The following is a 19,875-nucleotide window of genomic DNA, read 5'->3' on the forward strand; positions in this document are numbered from 1 at the left end:
TTTTTAATTGATACATCTAAGATTCGTCAGCAGTCGAAATAAGGCTACCTAATCGAATAACTCATCCTGAGTCAGGTTAGCTAATGACATCGGGGTCATTAGACCTTATTTCTACCAGCTCCCTCATCAAGATGTATTGCAATTAAAAACAAAACTTTGATCATATGACTTTTTGCACCAGAATCAAAACTTTCATAGAATCATCACTTCTTAAGTCCGCTGCCACAAATCCCCAAAGGTAGGCTATGTGTAGTTCGAACGATTTAGGATTTTTCGCTTTCTAAAAATCCGCTAAGTGAGAACTACAAATAGCCTACCTTATCTAAGAATTCCTCCCCACTCATAATCTCTACCCCAAGCTCTCTTGCTTTATCAACCTTTGAACCTGCATCTTCACCTGCTATTACAATGTCTGTATTCCTGCTAACACTATTTTTAACATCAGCACCAAGCCTGTCAAGGATTTTTTTAACCTCTTCCCTTGAGTATCCTTCTACTTTTCCTGTCAATACAACGCTTTTGCCATTAAAAATACTACCTTCAAAACTTCTATCCTCACCTTCATCTTCTTGCGTTTCTTCCATATTAACTCCTGCTTCTTTTAACTTATTGATTAAACTTAATGAGTTCTCATCACTTAAAAACTTAACTATGCTGTCTGCTATTTTTTCTCCCATACCGGGGATTTCTGCGATATCTTCTTCTTTAGCGTCTAGAAGCTTATCAATAGTGCGATACTTCTTTGCCAAAAGGCCTGCTGCTTTCTTACCTACAAATCTTATCCCCAGAGCGAAAATTAGATTAGTAAGGGGGCGGCTTTTACTTTCTTCAATTGCATTTATTAAGTTCTCAGCAGATTTTTCGCCAAATCCTGACAGACCAGCTATATCATCTTTTGAAAGATAATAGAGATCTGCAACGTCTTTAATTAATCCTTCGTTATATAGTTTTTCTACTAATTTGTCACCTAACCCTTCAACATCCATTGCATCTCTAGAAACAAAATGAATTATCTTTTCTACTGTTTGGGCAGGGCATGAAGGGTTGATACAGCGAAGTATTGCTTCATCTTCTAATCTCACAGCTTCAGTTTTACAGACTGGACATTCTTTAGGGTAGACAAAATCTTTTTCTTCTCCAGTTCTTTTTTCTTCTATAACCCTTACTATTTCCGGTATAATATCCCCTGCCTTTTGTATTTCTACAAAATCCCCAATTTTTATACCCTTTTCATTCAATATGTCTTCATTATGTAAACTTGCTCTCTTAACTACCGAGCCTGCAACATTTACTGGCTCCAAAAAAGCCACAGGGGTAAGGGCTCCAGTTCTACCTACATTTATTATAATATTTTGAACTTGGGTAACTTTCTTTTCAGCAGGAAATTTGTATGCTATAGCCCACCTGGGACTTTTTGCAGTTGTACCAAGTTCATTCTGTATTGAAATCTCATCTACCTTTATCACAATTCCATCAATATCATATTGTAATTCAGGTTTTCTCTCCAAAAAACCAGTACAATAATCAACGACCCCTTCTATAGTTGAAAACTTTTCAATATATGGATTAACCTTAAAACCAATACTTTTGATAAACTCTAGAGTTTCATAGTGACTCTGAAACTCTTTTTTTTCAATATTTTCTTCAATATCGATATAAGGTACAGAATATAAAAAGATATCTAACTCCCTTTTGGCAGCTATCTTGGGATCAAGCTGTCGCAGTGAGCCAGCAGCAGCATTTCTAGGGTTGGCAAAAGGTTCTTCGCCTTTTTTTTCTTTCTCTTCATTAAGTTTATAAAAAGCACCCTTTGGCATAAACACTTCGCCTCTAACTTCCAGGTTATAACTGCTGTTTAAACTTAGAGGAATAGATCTAACTGTTTTTAAGTTATTAGTGATATCCTCTCCAACTAAGCCATCTCCCCTGGTAGCCCCTCTAACAAAAACACCATTCTCATATACCAAAGATACAGCAAGTCCATCAATTTTTAGCTCACAAACATAAGAAAATGACCTATCATCACCTATTAGACGTCTCAATCTGTTATCAAACTCTCTAAGCTCCTGTTCATTCTCAGCATTAGCTAGACTAAGCATAGGAACAGTATGACGCACCCGGGAGAATTCGTCTAATGGTTCTCCTCCAACCCTTTGACTAGGAGAGTCTGGTGTTTTTAATGAAGGATAGTTTTCTTCAAGTTCTATAAGCTCCTTCATCAGCCTGTCATATTCTTTATCATCAATTTCCGGGGAATCTAGTACGTAGTATTTATGATTGTGATATTCAATTGTCTTTTTTAGTTCTTGAATTTTCTTTTTAGCTTGTTTTTCATCCAAGGTTACACCCCCGGCTATTTGATCTTTTCAATCGGGGCAAGACCAGCAGCTAGCTTTTTGATCCCTTCGTTTTCGAATTTGACAGTAAGCACCCAATCTCCACCAATTTCCTGTGCTTTAAGAACTTCTCCTTCGCCCCATTTTTTGTGTTTTAAAATCTCACCTTCTTTATAACTTTCGCCACTTTGTTGTTTAGGCGTTTGCGGTGTATTAGAAGTGTTAAAAGAAGGAGGCTTTGGACTTTTTAGATTTGAAGAGCTGTCAGTTTTGCTGTTATTATAGGATTTAGATTTATTATTCTTAAAAGAACTATCATTAAAAGAATTAAAGGAGTTAGACCCATAAGAAAACCCTTTAATAAATGAATTTTCATTTGCAATAGATTCCGACTCATTGGATAGATCTTCTATCAAATTTTCGTCTATTTCATTCAAAAATCTTGAAGGCAAGAAAGGCCTATTTCTTCCATATAGAGTCCTTCTATTTGCTCTTGTTAGATATAATAGATTTTCTGCCCTGGTTATCCCTACATAGCAAATTCGCCTTTCCTCTTCCATCTCTGTTTCATTTTCTAAAGCTCTAAAGTGAGGAAAGATCTCCTCTTCCATACCAGTCAAAAACACTACAGGAAATTCTAGACCTTTGGCACTGTGTAGAGTCATCAGAACAACTCCATCGTTATTATCCTGATCTTCTTCTTCATCTAATTTGTCCAAATCAGTTACAAGAGATAAGTTAGTCAAAAACTCATGCAAAGTCCCACCATATTCCACGTCAAAATCCGCAGCCGTTGAATAGAGTTCTTTGATGTTCTCTATCCTGTCCTCTGCTTCCCTGGTGTCTTGCTTTTGTAAGGCCTGGATATAGCCGCTTGTCTCAGCTACCTCCTGCAGCAGTTCTTTTATCGTTAAGTATTCCCTCATTTTTCTAAAATTACTAATCATTTCAGTAAATTCTTTGATTGATTTTACTGCTTTATTCCCAAGACCTATCTGATCACACTCTAACAATGCATCAAAAAAGGAAATCCCATTTTCTTCTGCATGATTTTTCACCTTTTCTATAGTACTCTTACCAATCCCACGTTTTGGTTCATTAATAACCCTCTCTAACTGCAGATCTGCACCTGGATTTTCTATTACCATCAGATAAGCCAGGATATCTCTTACTTCCTTACGATCATAAAAACTTGTCCCTACAACTTTATGCCTAATATTTTCCTTTAACAAAGCCTCTTCTATTGCTCTTGACTGGGCATTTGTACGGTATAATATGGCAATTTTCGAGTAGTTATTTAGGCTTTCACTGATTTCCCGGGCAATAAATCTAGCTTCTTCATATTCATTCTCACCACAAAAATATTTTATCTTTTCGCCTTCACCATTATCTGTATACAGTTTTTTGGGTTTTCTATTTGGATTATTGCAGGCAACTTTGTTGGCCGCATCAAGTATATTTGTAGTTGAACGGTAATTTTTTTCTAGCTTAATCACCTTACACGAACCATAGTCCCTTTCAAAATATAATATATTTCTTACATCAGCTCCCCTGAATAAATAAATCGACTGATCATCATCTCCAACTACGAATAGATTATTTTCCGGGGAAGCAAGTTTTTTTATCAATTCATATTGAATCTGATTTGTATCCTGAAATTCGTCCACCAAAATATGGCCAAATTTATTTTGATAATACTCCAATACATCCTGATTATCCTCAAATAATTTGAGTGTAAATAATAATAAATCATCAAAATCAAGAGCATTATTTTTCTTTAACTTCTCCTGGTATATTTCTTTAATCCTCTCTACATTCTCATAAAAATAGCTTGGGTTATCTCCATAATTTGTTTCGCCAGAATCCAAAGGTTCATTTTTCACTCTGCTAATATGGTTAGAAACCACGGCAGGCTTGTACTTTGTACTATCTAAATTTATTTCATTAATACACTCTTTAACAAGAGCATTTTTATCCTTAGTATCATATATCAAAAAATTGTTATCATACCCTAAATGGTGTATATCTTTTCTTAGTATCCTAACACAAGCAGAGTGAAAAGTTGACACCCAGCTTGGTGGAGCTGTTTTCACAAGGTTTCCTACACGCTCTTTCATTTCGTTTGCAGCTTTGTTGGTAAAAGTAAGCGCAAGGATACTCTCTGGATGAACACCCGCATCTTCAATAAGATAGGCTATCCTATGGGTTAATACCCTAGTTTTCCCACTACCTGCCCCTGCCAATATTAGAAGAGGACCTTCCCCGTGACATACAGCTTCTCTTTGAGCTTCATTCAACAATGAATCATCCACCACATTCATCACCCTTACTTTACATGTTTTTTCATACCTTAATATTTTACCATTAAAATAAAATAAACAAAAGAAAAGTAATCCAATATATTTCATGGATTACTATTGCGAGCTTTTGATTTGTGAGGTCTTTAGCAAATCCTAGCGAGTCGTTGGTATTATAGATTAACTCCCTTATCGCCAATATCCCTTCTATAATGCATATCCTTAAAATCTATCTGACCAAGTCTTCTATACGCCTTTTGCTGGGCATCTGCCAAAGTGTCAGCCATAGCAGTCACACCAAGAACCCTGCCACCTGCAGTGACAGGAACACCTTCTTTATCTTTGACGCCTGCTCCAAAAAGCATCACATCACTTGAATCATCAAAATCATCAATTCCCTTTATCTCATATCCTTTAGTATAAGATCCAGGATAACCCCCAGATGCTGCTACCACACACACAGCAGGTCTATCATCCCAATCAAGGGTAATACTATCTAATTTACCATTACATGCTGCGATCATAACATCCACCAGGTCAGTTTTTAACCTTGGAATCACAGCCTGAGCTTCAGGATCACCAAATCTGACATTAAACTCCAATACCTTTGGCCCTTGTTCTGTCATGATCAGTCCGGCATAAAGAATGCCTTTAAAGGGAACCCCTTTTTCACCCATTGCTTTGACTGTAGGCTTTAGAACATTTTTTGTGGTAAAGTCCATGTCTTCATCACTAAAGATGGGCGCTGGCGAATATGCTCCCATGCCACCGGTATTTGGCCCTCTATCACCATCATAAGCAGGTTTATGGTCCTGACTAGATACCATGGGAATAATATTTTCCCCATCACAAAAAGCAAGAACCGATACTTCCTGACCTTCTAAGTACTCTTCAATCAAAATTTTGGCGCTAGCATCTCCAAACTCTTTTTCTTCCATAAAACCTACCACTGTCTGCAAAATCTCTTCTCTACTTTGTGCAATTACTACCCCTTTCCCGGCACAAAGACCATCAGCCTTTATGGCAACTGGCGGGACAAGAGAAGCGGCGAATTTTTTTGCTTCATCACTATCTGTAAACTCACTTGCTCTTGCCGTTGGTATATCATTTTCCTCCATTACCTGCTTGGCAAAGACTTTACTAGACTCTAATTTGGCAGCTTCTTTTGAAGGGCCAAATATTTTTAGCCCTTCCTTTTCAAATTCATCTACTATTCCTAAAGCAAGGGGGGCTTCAGGTCCTACTATAGTTAAATCGATCTCCTTTTCCTTGGCAAAAGAAACAAGAGAAGATATATCTTCAACTGAAATATCAACACAGCTAGCTTCCTTTTTAATCCCATAGTTCCCGGGTGCCACGAACAGCTCTTTTACTTTGGAACTTTCATTTATCTTTTTGCAAAGGGCGTGTTCCCTACCCCCTGAGCCAACCACCAAAACTCTCACCAAAAATCCCCCCTATTAACTCTATTTTTTAAATATATTCTTGATTCTGGTGCAAAAAGTCATATGAACAAAGTTTTGTTTTTAGATGTATCAATTAAAAACACTTTACTTATGTGAATAGACTTTTTGCACCAGAATCATTTTTTTGCAGGCAAAATTAGTGTTTAAAATGTCTTGTTCCTGTGAAGAACATAGCTATATTATTTTCTTCGGCAAGCTTAATAGAGTCTTCGTCACGCTTAGAACCACCTGGCTGTACTATAGCTGATACACCAGCATCTACTCCCTGCTGCACTGTATCATTAAATGGGAAAAATGCATCAGACGCCATAACACTTCCCTTTGCTTTCTCACCAGCCTCTTTTATAGCTATGTCAGCAGAGCCGACTCTTTTCATCTGTCCTGCACCAACGCCAACTGTCTGGCCGTCTTTAACAAGAACTATAGCGTTTGACTTAACATGCTTAACAACTTTGTAAGCAATTTCCAGATCTTTCATCTTATCCTCTGACAGATTTCCACCGGTCTTTTGCTCCCAGGTTTTTACACTTGCTGTTTTGTTATCTTTTTCTTGACATATATATCCCCATGTGAGTGGTTTTATGTCTAGTTTAGTCCCTTCTCTACCATAATCTGTCTCAAGGACTCTAATATCTGGCTTTTTCTTAAATACCTCTAAAGCCTCTCTTGAGTACTGAGGCGCTATAACAACCTCAACAAAAATTTCTGTTATAGCCTCAGCAACTTCCTCACTGCACGGTCTATTTAGAGCTACTATTCCACCAAATATACTTACAGGATCACTGTCATAAGCTTTTCTGTATGCTGTAAGAAGATCGTCACTTACACCAACACCACAAGGGTTAGTATGCTTAACTGCTACAACACAAGGGTCGGTAAACTCTTTGACAAGGTTTAGGGCAGCTTCTGTATCATTAAGATTATTAAAGGATAACTCTTTGCCCTGATGCATCCTTAGATCTACATCTTCTGTGTGATAGAATGCTGCATTTTGATGAGGGTTCTCACCATATCTTAAACTGGTCTTATTGAAAAACTCAATACTATCTTTTTCCTTAAATACTTCTGCATCATCTTCACCAGTATCAGTTTCTTTATCATCAATGTTTTTACTCAAATAGTCAACTATCACACTGTCATAATAATTAGTGTGTTGAAAAGCCTTTAAAGCAAGCTCTTTTCTAACAGATTCTCTTATCCCACCGTGGTTATCAAGTTCTTTTAAGATATCAGAATAATTACCTGGGTCAACAACTATACTCACACGGGGCCAGTTCTTAGCTGATGCCCTTATCATAGTAGGGCCGCCAATATCGATATTTTCTAGAGCATCATCCATCGTGACATCAGGCTTACTAACAGTTTCTTCAAAAGGATATAGGTTTATTGCTACAAGATCGATATATGAAATACCATGCTCTTCAAGCTGTTTTTTATGTTCTTCATCTTCTTTAGCTAGAATACCCACATGAATATAAGGATGCAGTGTTTTTACCCTTCCACCCAAAATTTCCGGAAATGAAGTAATCTCACTAACTTCTTTATGAGGAATATCGTTTTCTTTTAGTTTTCTTGCTGTTCCACCCGTAGAGATTATCTCTACACCTTGATCTGCAAGCTTTGAAGCAAATTCCACCAAACCCGACTTATCTGATACACTTATCAGCGCTCTTTTAACTTCTTTTACATCACTCATTGATTATAATCCACTTCCTTTCGTCTATTCTTTTTAAGTTACCAGTTACCAAAGCCCTTACAGCCCTTGGCAGTAGCTGCCATTCACGTTTTTGAATTCTTCCTTTTAGACTATCTGCAGTATCGTTTTCAAACACTTTTACCGGTCGCTGTATCAATATAGGACCTGTATCTACACCTTCATCAACAAAATGAACTGTACACCCCGTAAATTTAACACCATAATCAAGAGCTTCTTTAACAGAATTATCACCTGGAAATGCCGGCAAAAGAGAGGGATGAACATTTACAATTTTGTTTTTGTACTCCTTTACAAAAATTGACGTCAAAAGACGCATATATCCCGCAAGTATTATGTAATCAACTTCTCGATCTTTTAGCTCTTTGATCATTTCCCTCTCCATAGCTTCTCTATTTTGATATCTTGAAGGATAAAAAATTCTAGTATCTATATTCGCTTTTTTAGCCCTTTTAAGAGCTACTGCCTGAGCGTTGTCAGTAATCAACAGCTCTATACTTGCAGGTATATAACCAGTATCGACAGAATCAATAATAGCTTGAAAATTCGTTCCACTTCCAGAAGCAAGGACTGCTATTTTTTTCCCCTGACTTTTATCAGTTTTGTTAGTTTTATCAGTCATAGAAAATCACCGAATCTTCCATATTATTTTCACTTACATCTTCTTCTATATTCTCTTTTGGCATAACCTTTCCTATGATATTAGCCTCTTCATTTGATGAAGCAAATAGATCCATAGCTTTTTTGGCTTCACCTGCACCCAGTATTAATACAAAACCAATCCCTAAATTAAATGTTCGTCTCATTTCCTGCTTTGAGATATTACCTTCTTTTTGGATCAAATTAAAAATCGAAGGCTCTTCCCAGGATGACTCATCCAAAAATGCAGCTAGTCCCTCCGGTAATATCCTGGAGATATTTTCAACCAATCCTCCCCCGGTAATATGAGCCATACCTTTGATCTCTATATCTTCATTAAGTAAAGAACCTACCTCCTTAACATATATACGTGTAGGTTCTAATAGCTCTTCGCCAAGAGGACGATCAAGTTCTGGAGGTGTATCCTGTAGGCTATACTTGCCACCTCCACCCTCTTCTTCAAGCAAGACCTTTCTGACAAGAGAGTAACCGTTACTATGAATACCTGTTGATGGAAGGCCTATCAAAACATCTCCATCTTTTATACCTTTACCATCAACTATCTTATCCCTTTCTACGCCTCCAACAGTAAATCCTGCCACATCAAACTCACCAGGGGGATAAAAACCCGGCATCTCAGCAGTTTCACCACCTAAAAGAGCACATCCTGCTTCTCTACAGGCGCTATCTATTCCTTTAATTATCTCTTCTACCTGACCCGGATCAAGCTTTCCCGTAGCTAAATAATCAAGGAAAAATAGAGGCTTTGCCCCCTGACACAAGACATCATTTACACACATTGCTACAAGGTCTTTTCCAATGGTATCATAGATCCCCGTTTTAAAGGCCAGTCTTAGCTTTGTACCAACCCCGTCAGTTGCTGCAACAAGTACTGGATCTTTATAGGCACCACCAAGGGAGTAAAGGCCCCCAAACCCACCTATACCAGAAATCACTCTATCATCTGCGTTAGAATCAGTGATCTTCTTAATTCTATCAACAGCATCCTGCCCCGCTTCAATATCAACTCCTGCTTTTTTGTAACTATCCTCTGTCAATTACGCCTCCCTCCTCCTTCTTTTAATCTTGGTGCAAAAAAGTCACACTTAGCACCCTGCCCACTCAATATCAACAAGCTTAGTGGGGTAATCACCATCAAAACAGGCAGTACAAAAGCCACCTTTGGTACCACCTATACTCTCTACAGCCTTTATCATTCCCTCTTTACTTAAGAAACCAAGGCTATCAGCACCAATAGCTTCTCTTATTCCTTCCGTATCTTTCTCGGCACCAATTAGTTCACCTTTGCTCGAAGTATCAATCCCTAGATAACATGGATGGGTTATTGGTGGGGAGCTTATCAGCACATGAACTTCTTTTGCACCGGCATCTTTTAGCATTTGAACAATTTTCATCGAAGTAGTTCCTCTAACAATTGAATCATCAACAAGGATAAGCCTCTGTCTATCAACTGTTTGGTTAACCGGGTTAAGTTTAAGTTTGACACCGAGCTCTCTTAATTTTTGGGTAGGTTGGATAAAAGTACGCCCAACGTAACGATTTTTTATTAGCCCCATCTCATATGAAATCCCAAGTTCTTCAGATACACCAGAAGCTGCAGACAAACTAGAGTCAGGTACACCGGTAACAACGTCAGCTTTCACCGGGTACTCCCTGGCAAGCTGTCTGCCAAGCTCTTTTCTAACAAGATGAACATTTCTTCCATAAAGGTTACTATCAGGTCTTGATAGATAGATGTATTCAAAAATACAGAGACTACTTTTTTGCTCCTCCATAACATCTATTGACCTTATACCCTGTTCGTCAATAACAACCATCTCACCAGGGTCTATATCTCTTACAAATCTTGCTCCAATGGTATCAAAAGCACAGGTCTCGGAAGCAAGAACATAACCTTCACCAATTTTACCAAGAGAAAGAGGTCTAATTCCATTTGGATCCCTAATTCCAATAAGTTTTGAAGGTGTAACAACCAAAAAACTATAGGAACCTTTAATTTCTGGTATTGTTTCTTTTAAGGCATCTACAATATTGTCTTTTTTTGATTTTGCAATTAGGTGTGCTAAGATTTCGCTATCAGTAGTAGTTTGAAATATAGTTCCTTCTTCTTCTAATTCATACTTTAGCTTCTTAGAATTAACTAAATTCCCATTGTGAGAAAAGGCAAGTTTCCCAAGGCGACCGCTAATATATAGAGGCTGTGTATTATTAATTGAACTATCACCTGAAGTAGAATATCTTACATGCCCTATAGAGACTTTTCCTGTCAGCTCTGATAATCCTTTATCATCAAAGACTTCATTACAAAGTCCAAGTCCCTTTTGAATCCTAAAGTTTTCACCATCACCTGTTACTATCCCCGCACTCTCCTGACCTCTATGCTGCAGGGCATACAGGCCATAATAAGTCAACTTGCCAATCTCATCTATTGGCGCAAAAGCCCCAAAAACTCCACATTCATCCTTAGGTTTGTCAAAATTCTCAGTTATATTATTTAACTCATGGCACATGGGATACTATCCCTCCATTTTTTATTCAAAGTTTCAAAAGGAATAACCAATTCCTTGTCATTAACCACTAACCCCTGCTCTTTTTCTTTTACTTCCCCTATAACTTCTGCAGATATACCTGATTCTCTTGCTTTAGATAGTAATTTTTCTTTATTTTTTTGGGGTAAAGAAACAACTACCCTTGACTGACTCTCTGAGAATAGAGCCGTGAATAAATCTTCACTGACTTTTGTCAGGTCAACTACCACTCCCCTGTCACCCTTTATCATACTCTCACTTAGCGCAGCTGCTAGCCCTCCCTCAGACAGATCATGAGCAGAGCTTAAGAGCTTTTCGTCATTGGCATTTATTATTAGCTCTTGCAGCCTATTTTCTTTTTGTAGGTCAATCTCAGGTGGTCTGCCGCTAGTTTTGCCAAGAAGATGATATACAATTTCCGAACCGCCAAATTCTTCTTTGGTATCACCAAGTAAAACTATCAAATCTCCCTTTTCCTTGAAATCTGTAGTCAATCTATTGTTTACATCCTGGATAAGTCCTACCATACCAACAACAGGGTTTGGCTTAATTTGTCCATTTTGACTCTCGTTATATAGACTTACATTCCCACCTGTAACAGGCGTATCAAAAACCTTACAGGCTTCACTCATACCTTTTATTGCCATAGCAAGCTGATAATACCCTTCGGCCTTTTCTGGAGAACCAAAGTTTAGACAGTTTGTTATTCCAAGAGGAGTTGCTCCTGCACAGGCTACATTCCTAGCAGCCTCTGCCACAGCAATCTGTCCTCCGATATAAGGGTCTAGATAAACATACCTCGGGTTGCCGTCTGTAGATAAGGCTACCCCTTTGCCATTTTCTCTTATTCTTATCATAGACCCATCCCCACCAGGGTTTATAACTGTAGAAGTCCTAACCATATAATCATATTGGCTATATACCCATTTTTTGCTAGCTATATTTGGAGAAGCTAAAAGATTTGTAAAAACTTCATCCATCTCATGATTATCCAAAATCTCTTTTTTTATTTGATCCGTGTATTCATCTTTATCTTTTTCTTGATTAAGTTCTTTTATATATTGAGGTTTTACTATATCCCTCTTGTATTCAATAACATCATCTACAAGGGCATTAACAGGAATTTTTGCAGCTACTTTATCTTTATCCCTAACAGTTACATTTCTGTCCTCAGTAACCTCACCTATCTTTGTAGCTGTTAACTCCCATTTTTCTACAACATCTTTAATGTCATCTTCTTTACCTTTTTGTACGATTACAAGCATTCTCTCCTGGGATTCACTAAGCATAACCTCATAAGGAGTCATCTTCTCTTCCCGGCGGGGAATCTTGTCCGAGTCAATTACAACACCTGTTCCCGCGCGGCTTGCCATCTCTGGTGCAGAAGATGTAAGTCCTGCTGCTCCAAGATCCTGGATACCAACCACAGCAGGAATCTTGGCTAATTCTTGACAAGCTTCCAAAAGAAGTTTCCCCATAAAAGGATCTCCCACTTGAACAGCAGGGCGATCTTCTTCAGATTCTTCAGTCAGTTCTTCCGAGGCAAAACTTGCCCCTCCAATACCATCTCTGCCTGTTTTTGAACCTACTAATATGAGAGAGTTTCCAACGCCTTTGGCAAAACCTTTTCTGATCTTATCTTTTTCTACAAGGCCTACACACATTGCATTAACGAGAGGGTTGTCTTCATAAGAAGAGTCAAAATACACTTCTCCTCCAACAGTAGGAATTCCAACACAGTTGCCATATCCACCTATCCCGGATACAACCCCATCAAATAAAAATTTAACTCTGTTATTATCCAAATGACCAAATCTTAACGAATTAAGGAGAGCTATTGGCCTTGCTCCCATGGCAAATATGTCCCGGAGTATCCCCCCAACACCTGTAGCCGCTCCTTGATAAGGCTCAATTGCAGACGGGTGATTATGACTTTCTATCTTAAAGGCAAGTCCAAGACCATCACCAATATCAAGCACACCTGCATTCTCTCCCGGGCCTTGAATCACCTGTTTCCCTTCAGTAGGGAATTCTTTTAACAGAGCTTTAGAATTTTTGTAACTGCAGTGTTCACTCCACATAACCCCAAACATTGCCAGTTCAAGGTCATTTGGTTCTCTATTCATAAGTTCTGTTATTTTATCGTACTCTTCTTTGGTTAGACCCACCTCTTTATACTTTGTTTGCTCCATCCTCTTCCCTCCAGTAGCCAAGGATTGAATTAAATATTTTAAGTCCATCGTCCGAGCCCAAAATCTCTTCTCCCACCCTTTCCGGATGAGGCATCATACCAAGGACATTTTTCTCTTTATTACAAATCCCTGCAATATTATACCTTGAGCCATTTGGGTTATTATCTTCTGTGATATTGCCATCTATATCCGAATATTTAAATATAATTTGATTATTATCTTCCAAATCTTTGATAACATCATCAGATGCATAATAATTACCTTCATTATGGGCAATTGGTATTTTAAGAATTTCACCTTCACTGCACTTTGCTGTAAAAGGGGTATTATTATTTTCTACTTTTATATAGACATCATCACAAATAAATTTCAGATTCTTATTTCTCATCAGAGCACCCGGCAAAAGGCCAGCCTCTACAAGTATCTGAAACCCATTACATATCCCTATAACAAGTCCACCTTTCGAGGCAAAGTCGACAATGTCTTTCATTATGGTTGAAAACCTGGCCATAGCACCGGGTCTAAGATAATCACCATAGGTAAAGCCCCCTGGCAAAATCACACAATCTATATCACCCGGCAGAGAGTCTTCATGCCAGAGATACAAAGCCTCTTCTTCTAGGACATCCTTGACAAGATGGTATGAATCTAAATCGCAGTTAGAACCGGGAAACATCACCACACCAAATTTCATGTTGATACCTCCACAATTTCGTATTCATAGTCTTCTATTACCGGATTTGCAAGTAATCTCTTGCACATCTCTTCTACGTTTTTTTCTGCTTCATTTTTTGATTCATTATCAAGCTCTAAGGTCATATATTTCCCTATGCGAACATCTTTAACTTCATCATAGCCCATGGCCGATAACGAGCTCTGTACTGCTTCACCCTGGGGGTCAAGAACTCCTTTTTTCAACATTACCTTTATTACTGCTTTGAACATCTACTGTTCACCTCCGGATATTCTCTGCAAGATTTCACTGTAGCCTTCTAGTACTTCCCCCATATCCTTCCTAAATCTATCCTTATCTAATATTTTATAAGTTTCTCTATCCCACAACCTGCATGAATCAGGTGAAATTTCGTCAGCAAGAATAATATTTTCATCAGAATCCCTGCCAAATTCTAGCTTATAATCAACAAGGAGTAAATCCCTTTCATTAAAATACGGCACAAGAAGTTCATTTATCTCAAGTGCTTTTTTGGTGACTGCTTCCACCTCTTCTTCAGTTGCTATCTCTAAATTCTTTATATGATATTCATTAATCATAGGATCACTTAATGAATCATTTTTATAATAAAGTTCAACTACCGGATATTTTAAAATCGTCCCTTCTTTAAACCCAAGCCTTTTGATCAGAGAACCGCTAACTATATTCCTGATAACTACTTCTAAAGGTATAATGTCAACTCTTTTTACCAGCATCTCTTTAGAATTAAGCTTCTTAACAAAATGTGTAGATACATCTTGTTCTTCCAGAAAGGTATAAATTATTGAGGAAATCTTATTATTCAACACACCTTTTTCAGGCATTTCATCTACTTTAACACCATCAAAGGCAGATATACTATCTTTGAATTCAACAAGAAGGTGTTCCTTAGGGTCAAAACCATCCTCACCTTCGGTATCCTCTAAGGTATACACTCTTTTTGCCTTACCTTCGTGGAGTAAATAGCCTTTATCCAAGTCCAACCACTCCTTCTAAATATTTTTAGATACCAAGTCGCTCGAAGATTGCATTAATATTCTTCAAATGATACTTGGGATCAAAACAGTCATTTAACTCCTCTTCAGAAAGATAATCCAATATCTCTTTGTCTTCTTTTAGGATAGATAAGAAACTTCTTTCCTCTTCCCAGGATTTCATAGCATTTCTTTGTACCATGACGTAAGCATCATCCCGAACTACGCCTTTATCAATAAGCTTTAATAAGACCTGCTGGCTAAAAACAAGACCATAGGTCCCCTGTAGGTTCTTCTCCATTCTACTTTCATTAACCTTTAAATCTTTTATGATTCTGGTAGCCTGTTTTAGGATATAATTAAGGATTATGGTGCTATCAGGAATTATTACCCTTTCTGTCGAAGAATGGGAAATATCTCTTTCATGCCAGAGGGGCTGGTTTTCTAGAGCAGCTTGAGCATTTCCTCGAAGGATTCGTACAAGGCCGGATATCCTTTCACTTACAACCGGATTTTTTTTGTGAGGCATGGCAGATGAACCTTTTTGACCTTTGTAAAATGGCTCTTCTACTTCTCTGGTTTCTGATTTTTGTAGGCCTCTAATTTCTGTTGCCAACTTATCTAACGTGCCACCGATTATCGCAAGGGTGGTCATAAGCTCAGCGTGTCTATCTCTTTGAATAATCTGGGTAGAAACAGGTGCCGGACTAAGGCCCATCTTTTCACATACATATTCTTCAACATAAGGTGGTACATTTGCATAGGTGCCAACCGCACCTGAGATTTTACCTGCGGCAATAGAATCCTTAGCTCTTTCTAATCTTTCTTTATTTCTTAGCATTTCTGAATAAAATAAAGCAATTTTAACTCCAAGGGTTGTAGGCTCTGCATGGACCCCATGGGTTCTACCTATCATGACTGTATCTTTATGTTCTCTTGCTTTTTCTTTAAGTGCTTCTGTAAGTTCATCAAGATCATTTAACAAAACTTCACAAGCTTCTTTGATAAGAGCAGACATTGCAGTATCTACCACATCAGAAGATGTAAGCCCATAATGAAGATATCTTTTCTCAGGACCAAGACTCTCTGCAACACAGCTTACAAAAGCTATCACATCATGCCTTGTCTCTTCTTCAATCTCTAATATTCTAGAAACTTCAAAGCTTGCATTTTCCCTAATTTTTTTGACATCATCTTCTGGCACAACATCCAAATTAGACAGAGCCTCTAAGGCGTAGATCTCAACCTCTAACCATTTTTTAAACTTGTTTTCAAGACTCCAGATCTTTTTCATCTCAGGACGTGTATAACGTTCAATCATTTTATATCAAATCCTTTTTCTAAATATTTTTCATACCCAAATTCTTTAAGTCTTTCTGATTTTTCTTTAATATTATCTGACATATCTTTTTTGAACTTAATCAAATTATCTCTAACTTCATCAGAGTGAATTCCTATCATTGATACTGCTAATATCCCTGCGTTTCTGGCTCCGTTAATAGCTACAGTAGCAACCGGCACCCCAGGTGGCATCTGCACTATTGAATGAAGCGAATCCACACCGCTTAAACTCCTAGACTTAACAGGTACACCTATTACAGGAAGATGAGTAAGTGAAGCAACCATCCCAGGAAGATGAGCGGCCCCCCCTGCTCCTGCTATTATAACACTTATTCCATTTTTGTGCGCATTTTTGGCATACTCATACATCCTATCAGGTGTCCTATGAGCTGAGACAATCTCTTCCTCATAGTCCACTCCTAGCTCGTCTAATACCTTACAAGCTTCCTGCATAACAGGAAGATCAGAATCACTACCCATAATAATCCCAACTTTAAAATCCATCTATCCAAACCTCCTTTAATCTCTACTATACCAAGGTCTTCATCACCACCATGAGCCAAACCTTAAGCTAAACTTGACGATTCTACTGCAAAAAGTCTTATGAACAAAGTTTTGTTTTTTATTGTCTACCACTGCCGTTACCTGCTTGTTTGGTACATACCCATTAGTGAATATTTATTTGTACTAAATCTAAGGTGCGCAAGAGGTTTTAGAAATGTCATGTCAATGTCTGAGCGAAAGCGAGTTTTGATACATCTCTTGGCCAAGGTTTGCATCATTACCATAAGCTAAACTTTTAATTTGGACGGTTTTCCCAAATTCTTGTTTGGCGTTGGTATGATGCAAACCCCTCACTCTCCTATTATCCTCAATACCTCAAACGCCTTATCCGCCTTTTCTTTCGCGTCTGCCACCGTATTAGCAGTTACTGTAAAGTGTCCCATTTTCCTTCCTGGCCTAGTTTCATTCTTTCTGTACAAATGCAAACTTAAACCCTCTATCTCAAGTGCCCTGCCAAGGCCTTTAGCCACTGGCTTACCTTTTTTCTCTCCAAGAAGATTCACCATTACAGCAGGTCTTAACAACGTAGGATTAACAAGAGGAAGATCTAATATAGCCCTAAGATGAGTTTCAAACTGAGATACATCACAGGCTTCTATGGTATAATGACCTGAATTATGGGGTCTAGGCGCTATTTCATTAACAAAAACCTCATCCTTCTGGTCAACGAAATATTCTATCCCAAAGATACCCACATCCCCATAGAGGGCCATTATTTCCGCTGATAATTCTTTTACTTTTTCTACAACACTCCTTGGAAGGCTTGAAGGAACTGTTGTGGTGTGAAGAATACTTTCATGATGGATGTTATGGGCGACAGGATAGATAACAATCTCTCCTTTGTTATTTCTTGCAGCCATAACCGATACTTCCATTTGAAAATCTATATGATTTTCTAAATACAGGGAGTTTTTGTCCCCGCCAAGCTCTTCATAAGCTCTCTTTAAACTTTCTTCGATATCTTCTTCTATTAGATAATTACCTTTTCCATCATACCCGCCTTTACTGGTTTTTAACATAGCGGGGATACCAAGGCTTTTGACTGCTTCTTTTAAACCATCTAAATCATCAACACCCATAAAAGGAGTCACCGGTATATCATGGCTTTCCAAAAATTCCTTTTGTCTTCTTTTATCCTGGATAATTTCAAGAGTATTAGAAGAAGGTCTAACAATATGCCCTCTGTCTTCAAGCTCTTTTAGGTAACTTGCACTTATATGCTCAAATTCATAGGTCAAGACATCTGATTCACCTGCTATCTCCAAAAAACCATCCAGGTCAAAAAAATCACTGACAATCTGCTTGTCACAAACTTCCCCTGCAGGAGATAAAGGGGTAGGGTCAAGAACAACGACCCTCAGCCCCATGGTTTTTGCTTTCTGTGCAAGCATTTTGCCAAGCTGTCCTCCGCCAATTATCCCAAGAGTAACACTATATATCTTTTCTGGATCAAAAACCATCTCTTTCTCCTCCCTAAACTGGAAAAACAAAATTAATTATTCCGGTGTAAAAAATCATATAAAAAAACTGTTGATTCTGGTACAAAAGTCATATGAACAAAGTTTTGTTTTTGATTGCAATACATCTTGATAAGAAAGCAGGAAAAATAAGGTCTCATGACGCCGAAGTCATTAGCTAATCGAGCTCGTAGATGACTTCTTAGATTAGGTAGCCTTATTTCGACTATCGGCGAATCTTAGATGTATCAATAAAAAACACTTAATCAACTATAAAATGGATCACAGAAACCACTGCAAGTATATATATAAACCAGTGAACTTCTTTACCTTTACCTGCAAATAGCTTTACCAGGGGATAAGCGATAAATCCACCTGCTATACCGTGAGCTATACTAAAAGTAAAAGGCATTAACGCTATAGTAACAAAAGCAGGAAACGCTTCTGTAAAATCCTCAAAATCTATATCCTTTACCGCACCCATCATTAAAACGCCTACAATTATTAGAGCTGGTGCAGTAGCATACCCTGTAACAAGACCAGCAAAAGGAGCCAAAAATAGTGTTAGCAAAAACAATACCCCGACAACAATTGAAGTAAAACCTGTTCTTCCACCTTCAGATACACCTGCTGTACTTTCAACATAAGTGGTAACAGTACTAGTACCCATCAAAGCACCACCCATGGTCCCAACTGCATCAGCTAACATGGCATTTTTTACTTTTGGAAGCTCGCCTTTTTCGTTCAAAAATCCTGCTCTCGCACCTGTTCCAAGAAGTGTTCCCATGGTATCAAAAAGGTCAACAAAAACCAAAGCAAATAAAACTATTATTCCAACTTCTAAAACTGCAGCAAAATCTAGCTGAAAAGCAATTGGCTCCAGACTATTAGGAGCGCCTACAATATGGCCGACACTAGTTGGCACATCTGCCACTCCAACGAAAAAGCTAAATATGGTAGCACCGATAATTCCAAGTAGTATAGCTCCTCTTACCTTGAGTGCCATCAAAATAGCAGTCAACAAAAGCCCAAATATGGCTACCAGAGGTCCAGGAGCTGTTACATCGCCCATAGTAACAAGAGTACCTTCATATGCAACAATGAGCTCTGCATTTTGAAGCCCTATAAAAGCAATAAACAAACCTATCCCTGCGGCAACTGCCCTTTTCAAAGTTGTTGGCACAGCAGCATCTATTTTTTCTATTAAACCTAAAATAGCTAAAAGACCAAAAGCCACACCTGAAATAAATACTGCTGCTAGAGCTCCTTCCCATCCTACTCTTGGTGCAACGTTAAATGCGAAAAAAGCATTTAACCCCATTCCACTAGCAAGGGCAAAAGGATAATTAGTTAATAGACCCATCAAAATAGTAGACAATGACGCAGCAATTATAGTAGCTGTCATTACAGCACCTTCGTCCATTCCAGCTCCAGCCAAAATATCTGGGTTGACGAAAATTATGTAGGCCATTGTCATAAAAGTAGTGATTCCTGCTATTACTTCTTTTTTGTAATTTGTGTCATGCTTTGAAAACTGAAAGAACTTTTCCATCCTGATGATTCCCCCTTTTTTAGTTTTAAGCAACAAACCTGCAGTTTAACCTGCAGGCTCTTTGACATAGTTATAAATTTGT

15 protein-coding genes are annotated in these 19,875 nt (G+C 38.1%); all 15 read right to left on the minus strand.

The genetic code is table 11. The features are described 5' to 3' along the window. Positions 1-302 precede the first annotated feature (302 nt). The 15 genes from ligA to ACONDI_RS10730 all read right to left on the minus strand — a co-directional run bounded on the left by ligA (position 303) and on the right by ACONDI_RS10730 (position 19,793). The gene (gene ligA / locus ACONDI_RS10660; protein WP_241078531.1) at positions 303-2,339 is read right to left on the minus strand and encodes an NAD-dependent DNA ligase LigA; all 2,037 of its coding nucleotides are present in this window, start codon (positions 2,337-2,339) and stop codon (positions 303-305) included. Between the two features lie 14 nt (positions 2,340-2,353). Continuing rightward, complete coding sequence (locus tag ACONDI_RS10665) at positions 2,354-4,657, minus strand: ATP-dependent helicase (protein ID WP_420848142.1); 2,304 nt, start codon at positions 4,655-4,657, stop codon at positions 2,354-2,356. A gap of 149 nt (positions 4,658-4,806) precedes the next feature. Then, the gene (gene purD, locus ACONDI_RS10670; RefSeq protein ID WP_241078533.1) at positions 4,807-6,078 is read right to left on the minus strand and encodes a phosphoribosylamine--glycine ligase; all 1,272 of its coding nucleotides are present in this window, start codon (positions 6,076-6,078) and stop codon (positions 4,807-4,809) included. 157 nt (positions 6,079-6,235) lie between these two features. Next, the gene (gene purH, locus ACONDI_RS10675) at positions 6,236-7,795 is read right to left on the minus strand and encodes a bifunctional phosphoribosylaminoimidazolecarboxamide formyltransferase/IMP cyclohydrolase (RefSeq protein WP_241078534.1); all 1,560 of its coding nucleotides are present in this window, start codon (positions 7,793-7,795) and stop codon (positions 6,236-6,238) included. Continuing rightward, complete coding sequence (purN, locus tag ACONDI_RS10680; protein ID WP_241078535.1) at positions 7,788-8,435, minus strand: phosphoribosylglycinamide formyltransferase; 648 nt, start codon at positions 8,433-8,435, stop codon at positions 7,788-7,790. Before purN ends, purH begins: the two co-directional genes overlap by 8 nt. After that, entirely contained in the window at positions 8,428-9,510 is a 1,083-nt protein-coding gene (gene purM, locus ACONDI_RS10685) for a phosphoribosylformylglycinamidine cyclo-ligase (protein ID WP_241078536.1), read from the minus strand. Before purM ends, purN begins: the two co-directional genes overlap by 8 nt. Positions 9,511-9,558: 48 nt before the next feature. Beyond that, positions 9,559-10,983, minus strand: a complete 1,425-nt coding sequence (gene purF, locus ACONDI_RS10690; RefSeq protein WP_241078537.1) for an amidophosphoribosyltransferase — start codon at positions 10,981-10,983, stop codon at positions 9,559-9,561. Beyond that, on the minus strand, positions 10,968-13,193 hold the full coding sequence (purL, locus tag ACONDI_RS10695) for a phosphoribosylformylglycinamidine synthase subunit PurL (RefSeq protein WP_241078538.1): 2,226 nt from the start codon (positions 13,191-13,193) through the stop codon (positions 10,968-10,970). The genes purF and purL overlap by 16 nt, the downstream gene beginning before the upstream one ends. After that, positions 13,174-13,887: a phosphoribosylformylglycinamidine synthase subunit PurQ gene (gene purQ / locus ACONDI_RS10700; RefSeq protein WP_241078539.1), complete on the minus strand. Its 714-nt coding sequence runs from the start codon at positions 13,885-13,887 to the stop codon at positions 13,174-13,176. Before purQ ends, purL begins: the two co-directional genes overlap by 20 nt. Further along, complete coding sequence (gene purS / locus ACONDI_RS10705) at positions 13,884-14,138, minus strand: phosphoribosylformylglycinamidine synthase subunit PurS (protein ID WP_241078540.1); 255 nt, start codon at positions 14,136-14,138, stop codon at positions 13,884-13,886. The genes purQ and purS overlap by 4 nt, the downstream gene beginning before the upstream one ends. After that, entirely contained in the window at positions 14,139-14,882 is a 744-nt protein-coding gene (purC, locus tag ACONDI_RS10710; RefSeq protein WP_241078541.1) for a phosphoribosylaminoimidazolesuccinocarboxamide synthase, read from the minus strand. A 25-nt stretch (positions 14,883-14,907) separates the two neighbouring features. Further along, complete coding sequence (gene purB / locus ACONDI_RS10715) at positions 14,908-16,200, minus strand: adenylosuccinate lyase (RefSeq protein WP_241078542.1); 1,293 nt, start codon at positions 16,198-16,200, stop codon at positions 14,908-14,910. Further along, positions 16,197-16,724: a 5-(carboxyamino)imidazole ribonucleotide mutase gene (gene purE, locus ACONDI_RS10720; RefSeq protein ID WP_241078543.1), complete on the minus strand. Its 528-nt coding sequence runs from the start codon at positions 16,722-16,724 to the stop codon at positions 16,197-16,199. The genes purB and purE overlap by 4 nt, the downstream gene beginning before the upstream one ends. 350 nt (positions 16,725-17,074) lie before the next feature. Then, the gene (locus tag ACONDI_RS10725) at positions 17,075-18,244 is read right to left on the minus strand and encodes a 5-(carboxyamino)imidazole ribonucleotide synthase (RefSeq protein ID WP_241078544.1); all 1,170 of its coding nucleotides are present in this window, start codon (positions 18,242-18,244) and stop codon (positions 17,075-17,077) included. Positions 18,245-18,503: 259 nt separating this feature from the next. Then, positions 18,504-19,793, minus strand: a complete 1,290-nt coding sequence (locus ACONDI_RS10730) for an NCS2 family permease (RefSeq protein WP_241078545.1) — start codon at positions 19,791-19,793, stop codon at positions 18,504-18,506. Positions 19,794-19,875 lie beyond the last annotated feature (82 nt).

The organism is Natranaerofaba carboxydovora (assembly GCF_022539405.1).
Taxonomy (GTDB): Bacteria; Bacillota; Natranaerobiia; order Natranaerobiales; family Natranaerofabaceae; genus Natranaerofaba; species Natranaerofaba carboxydovora.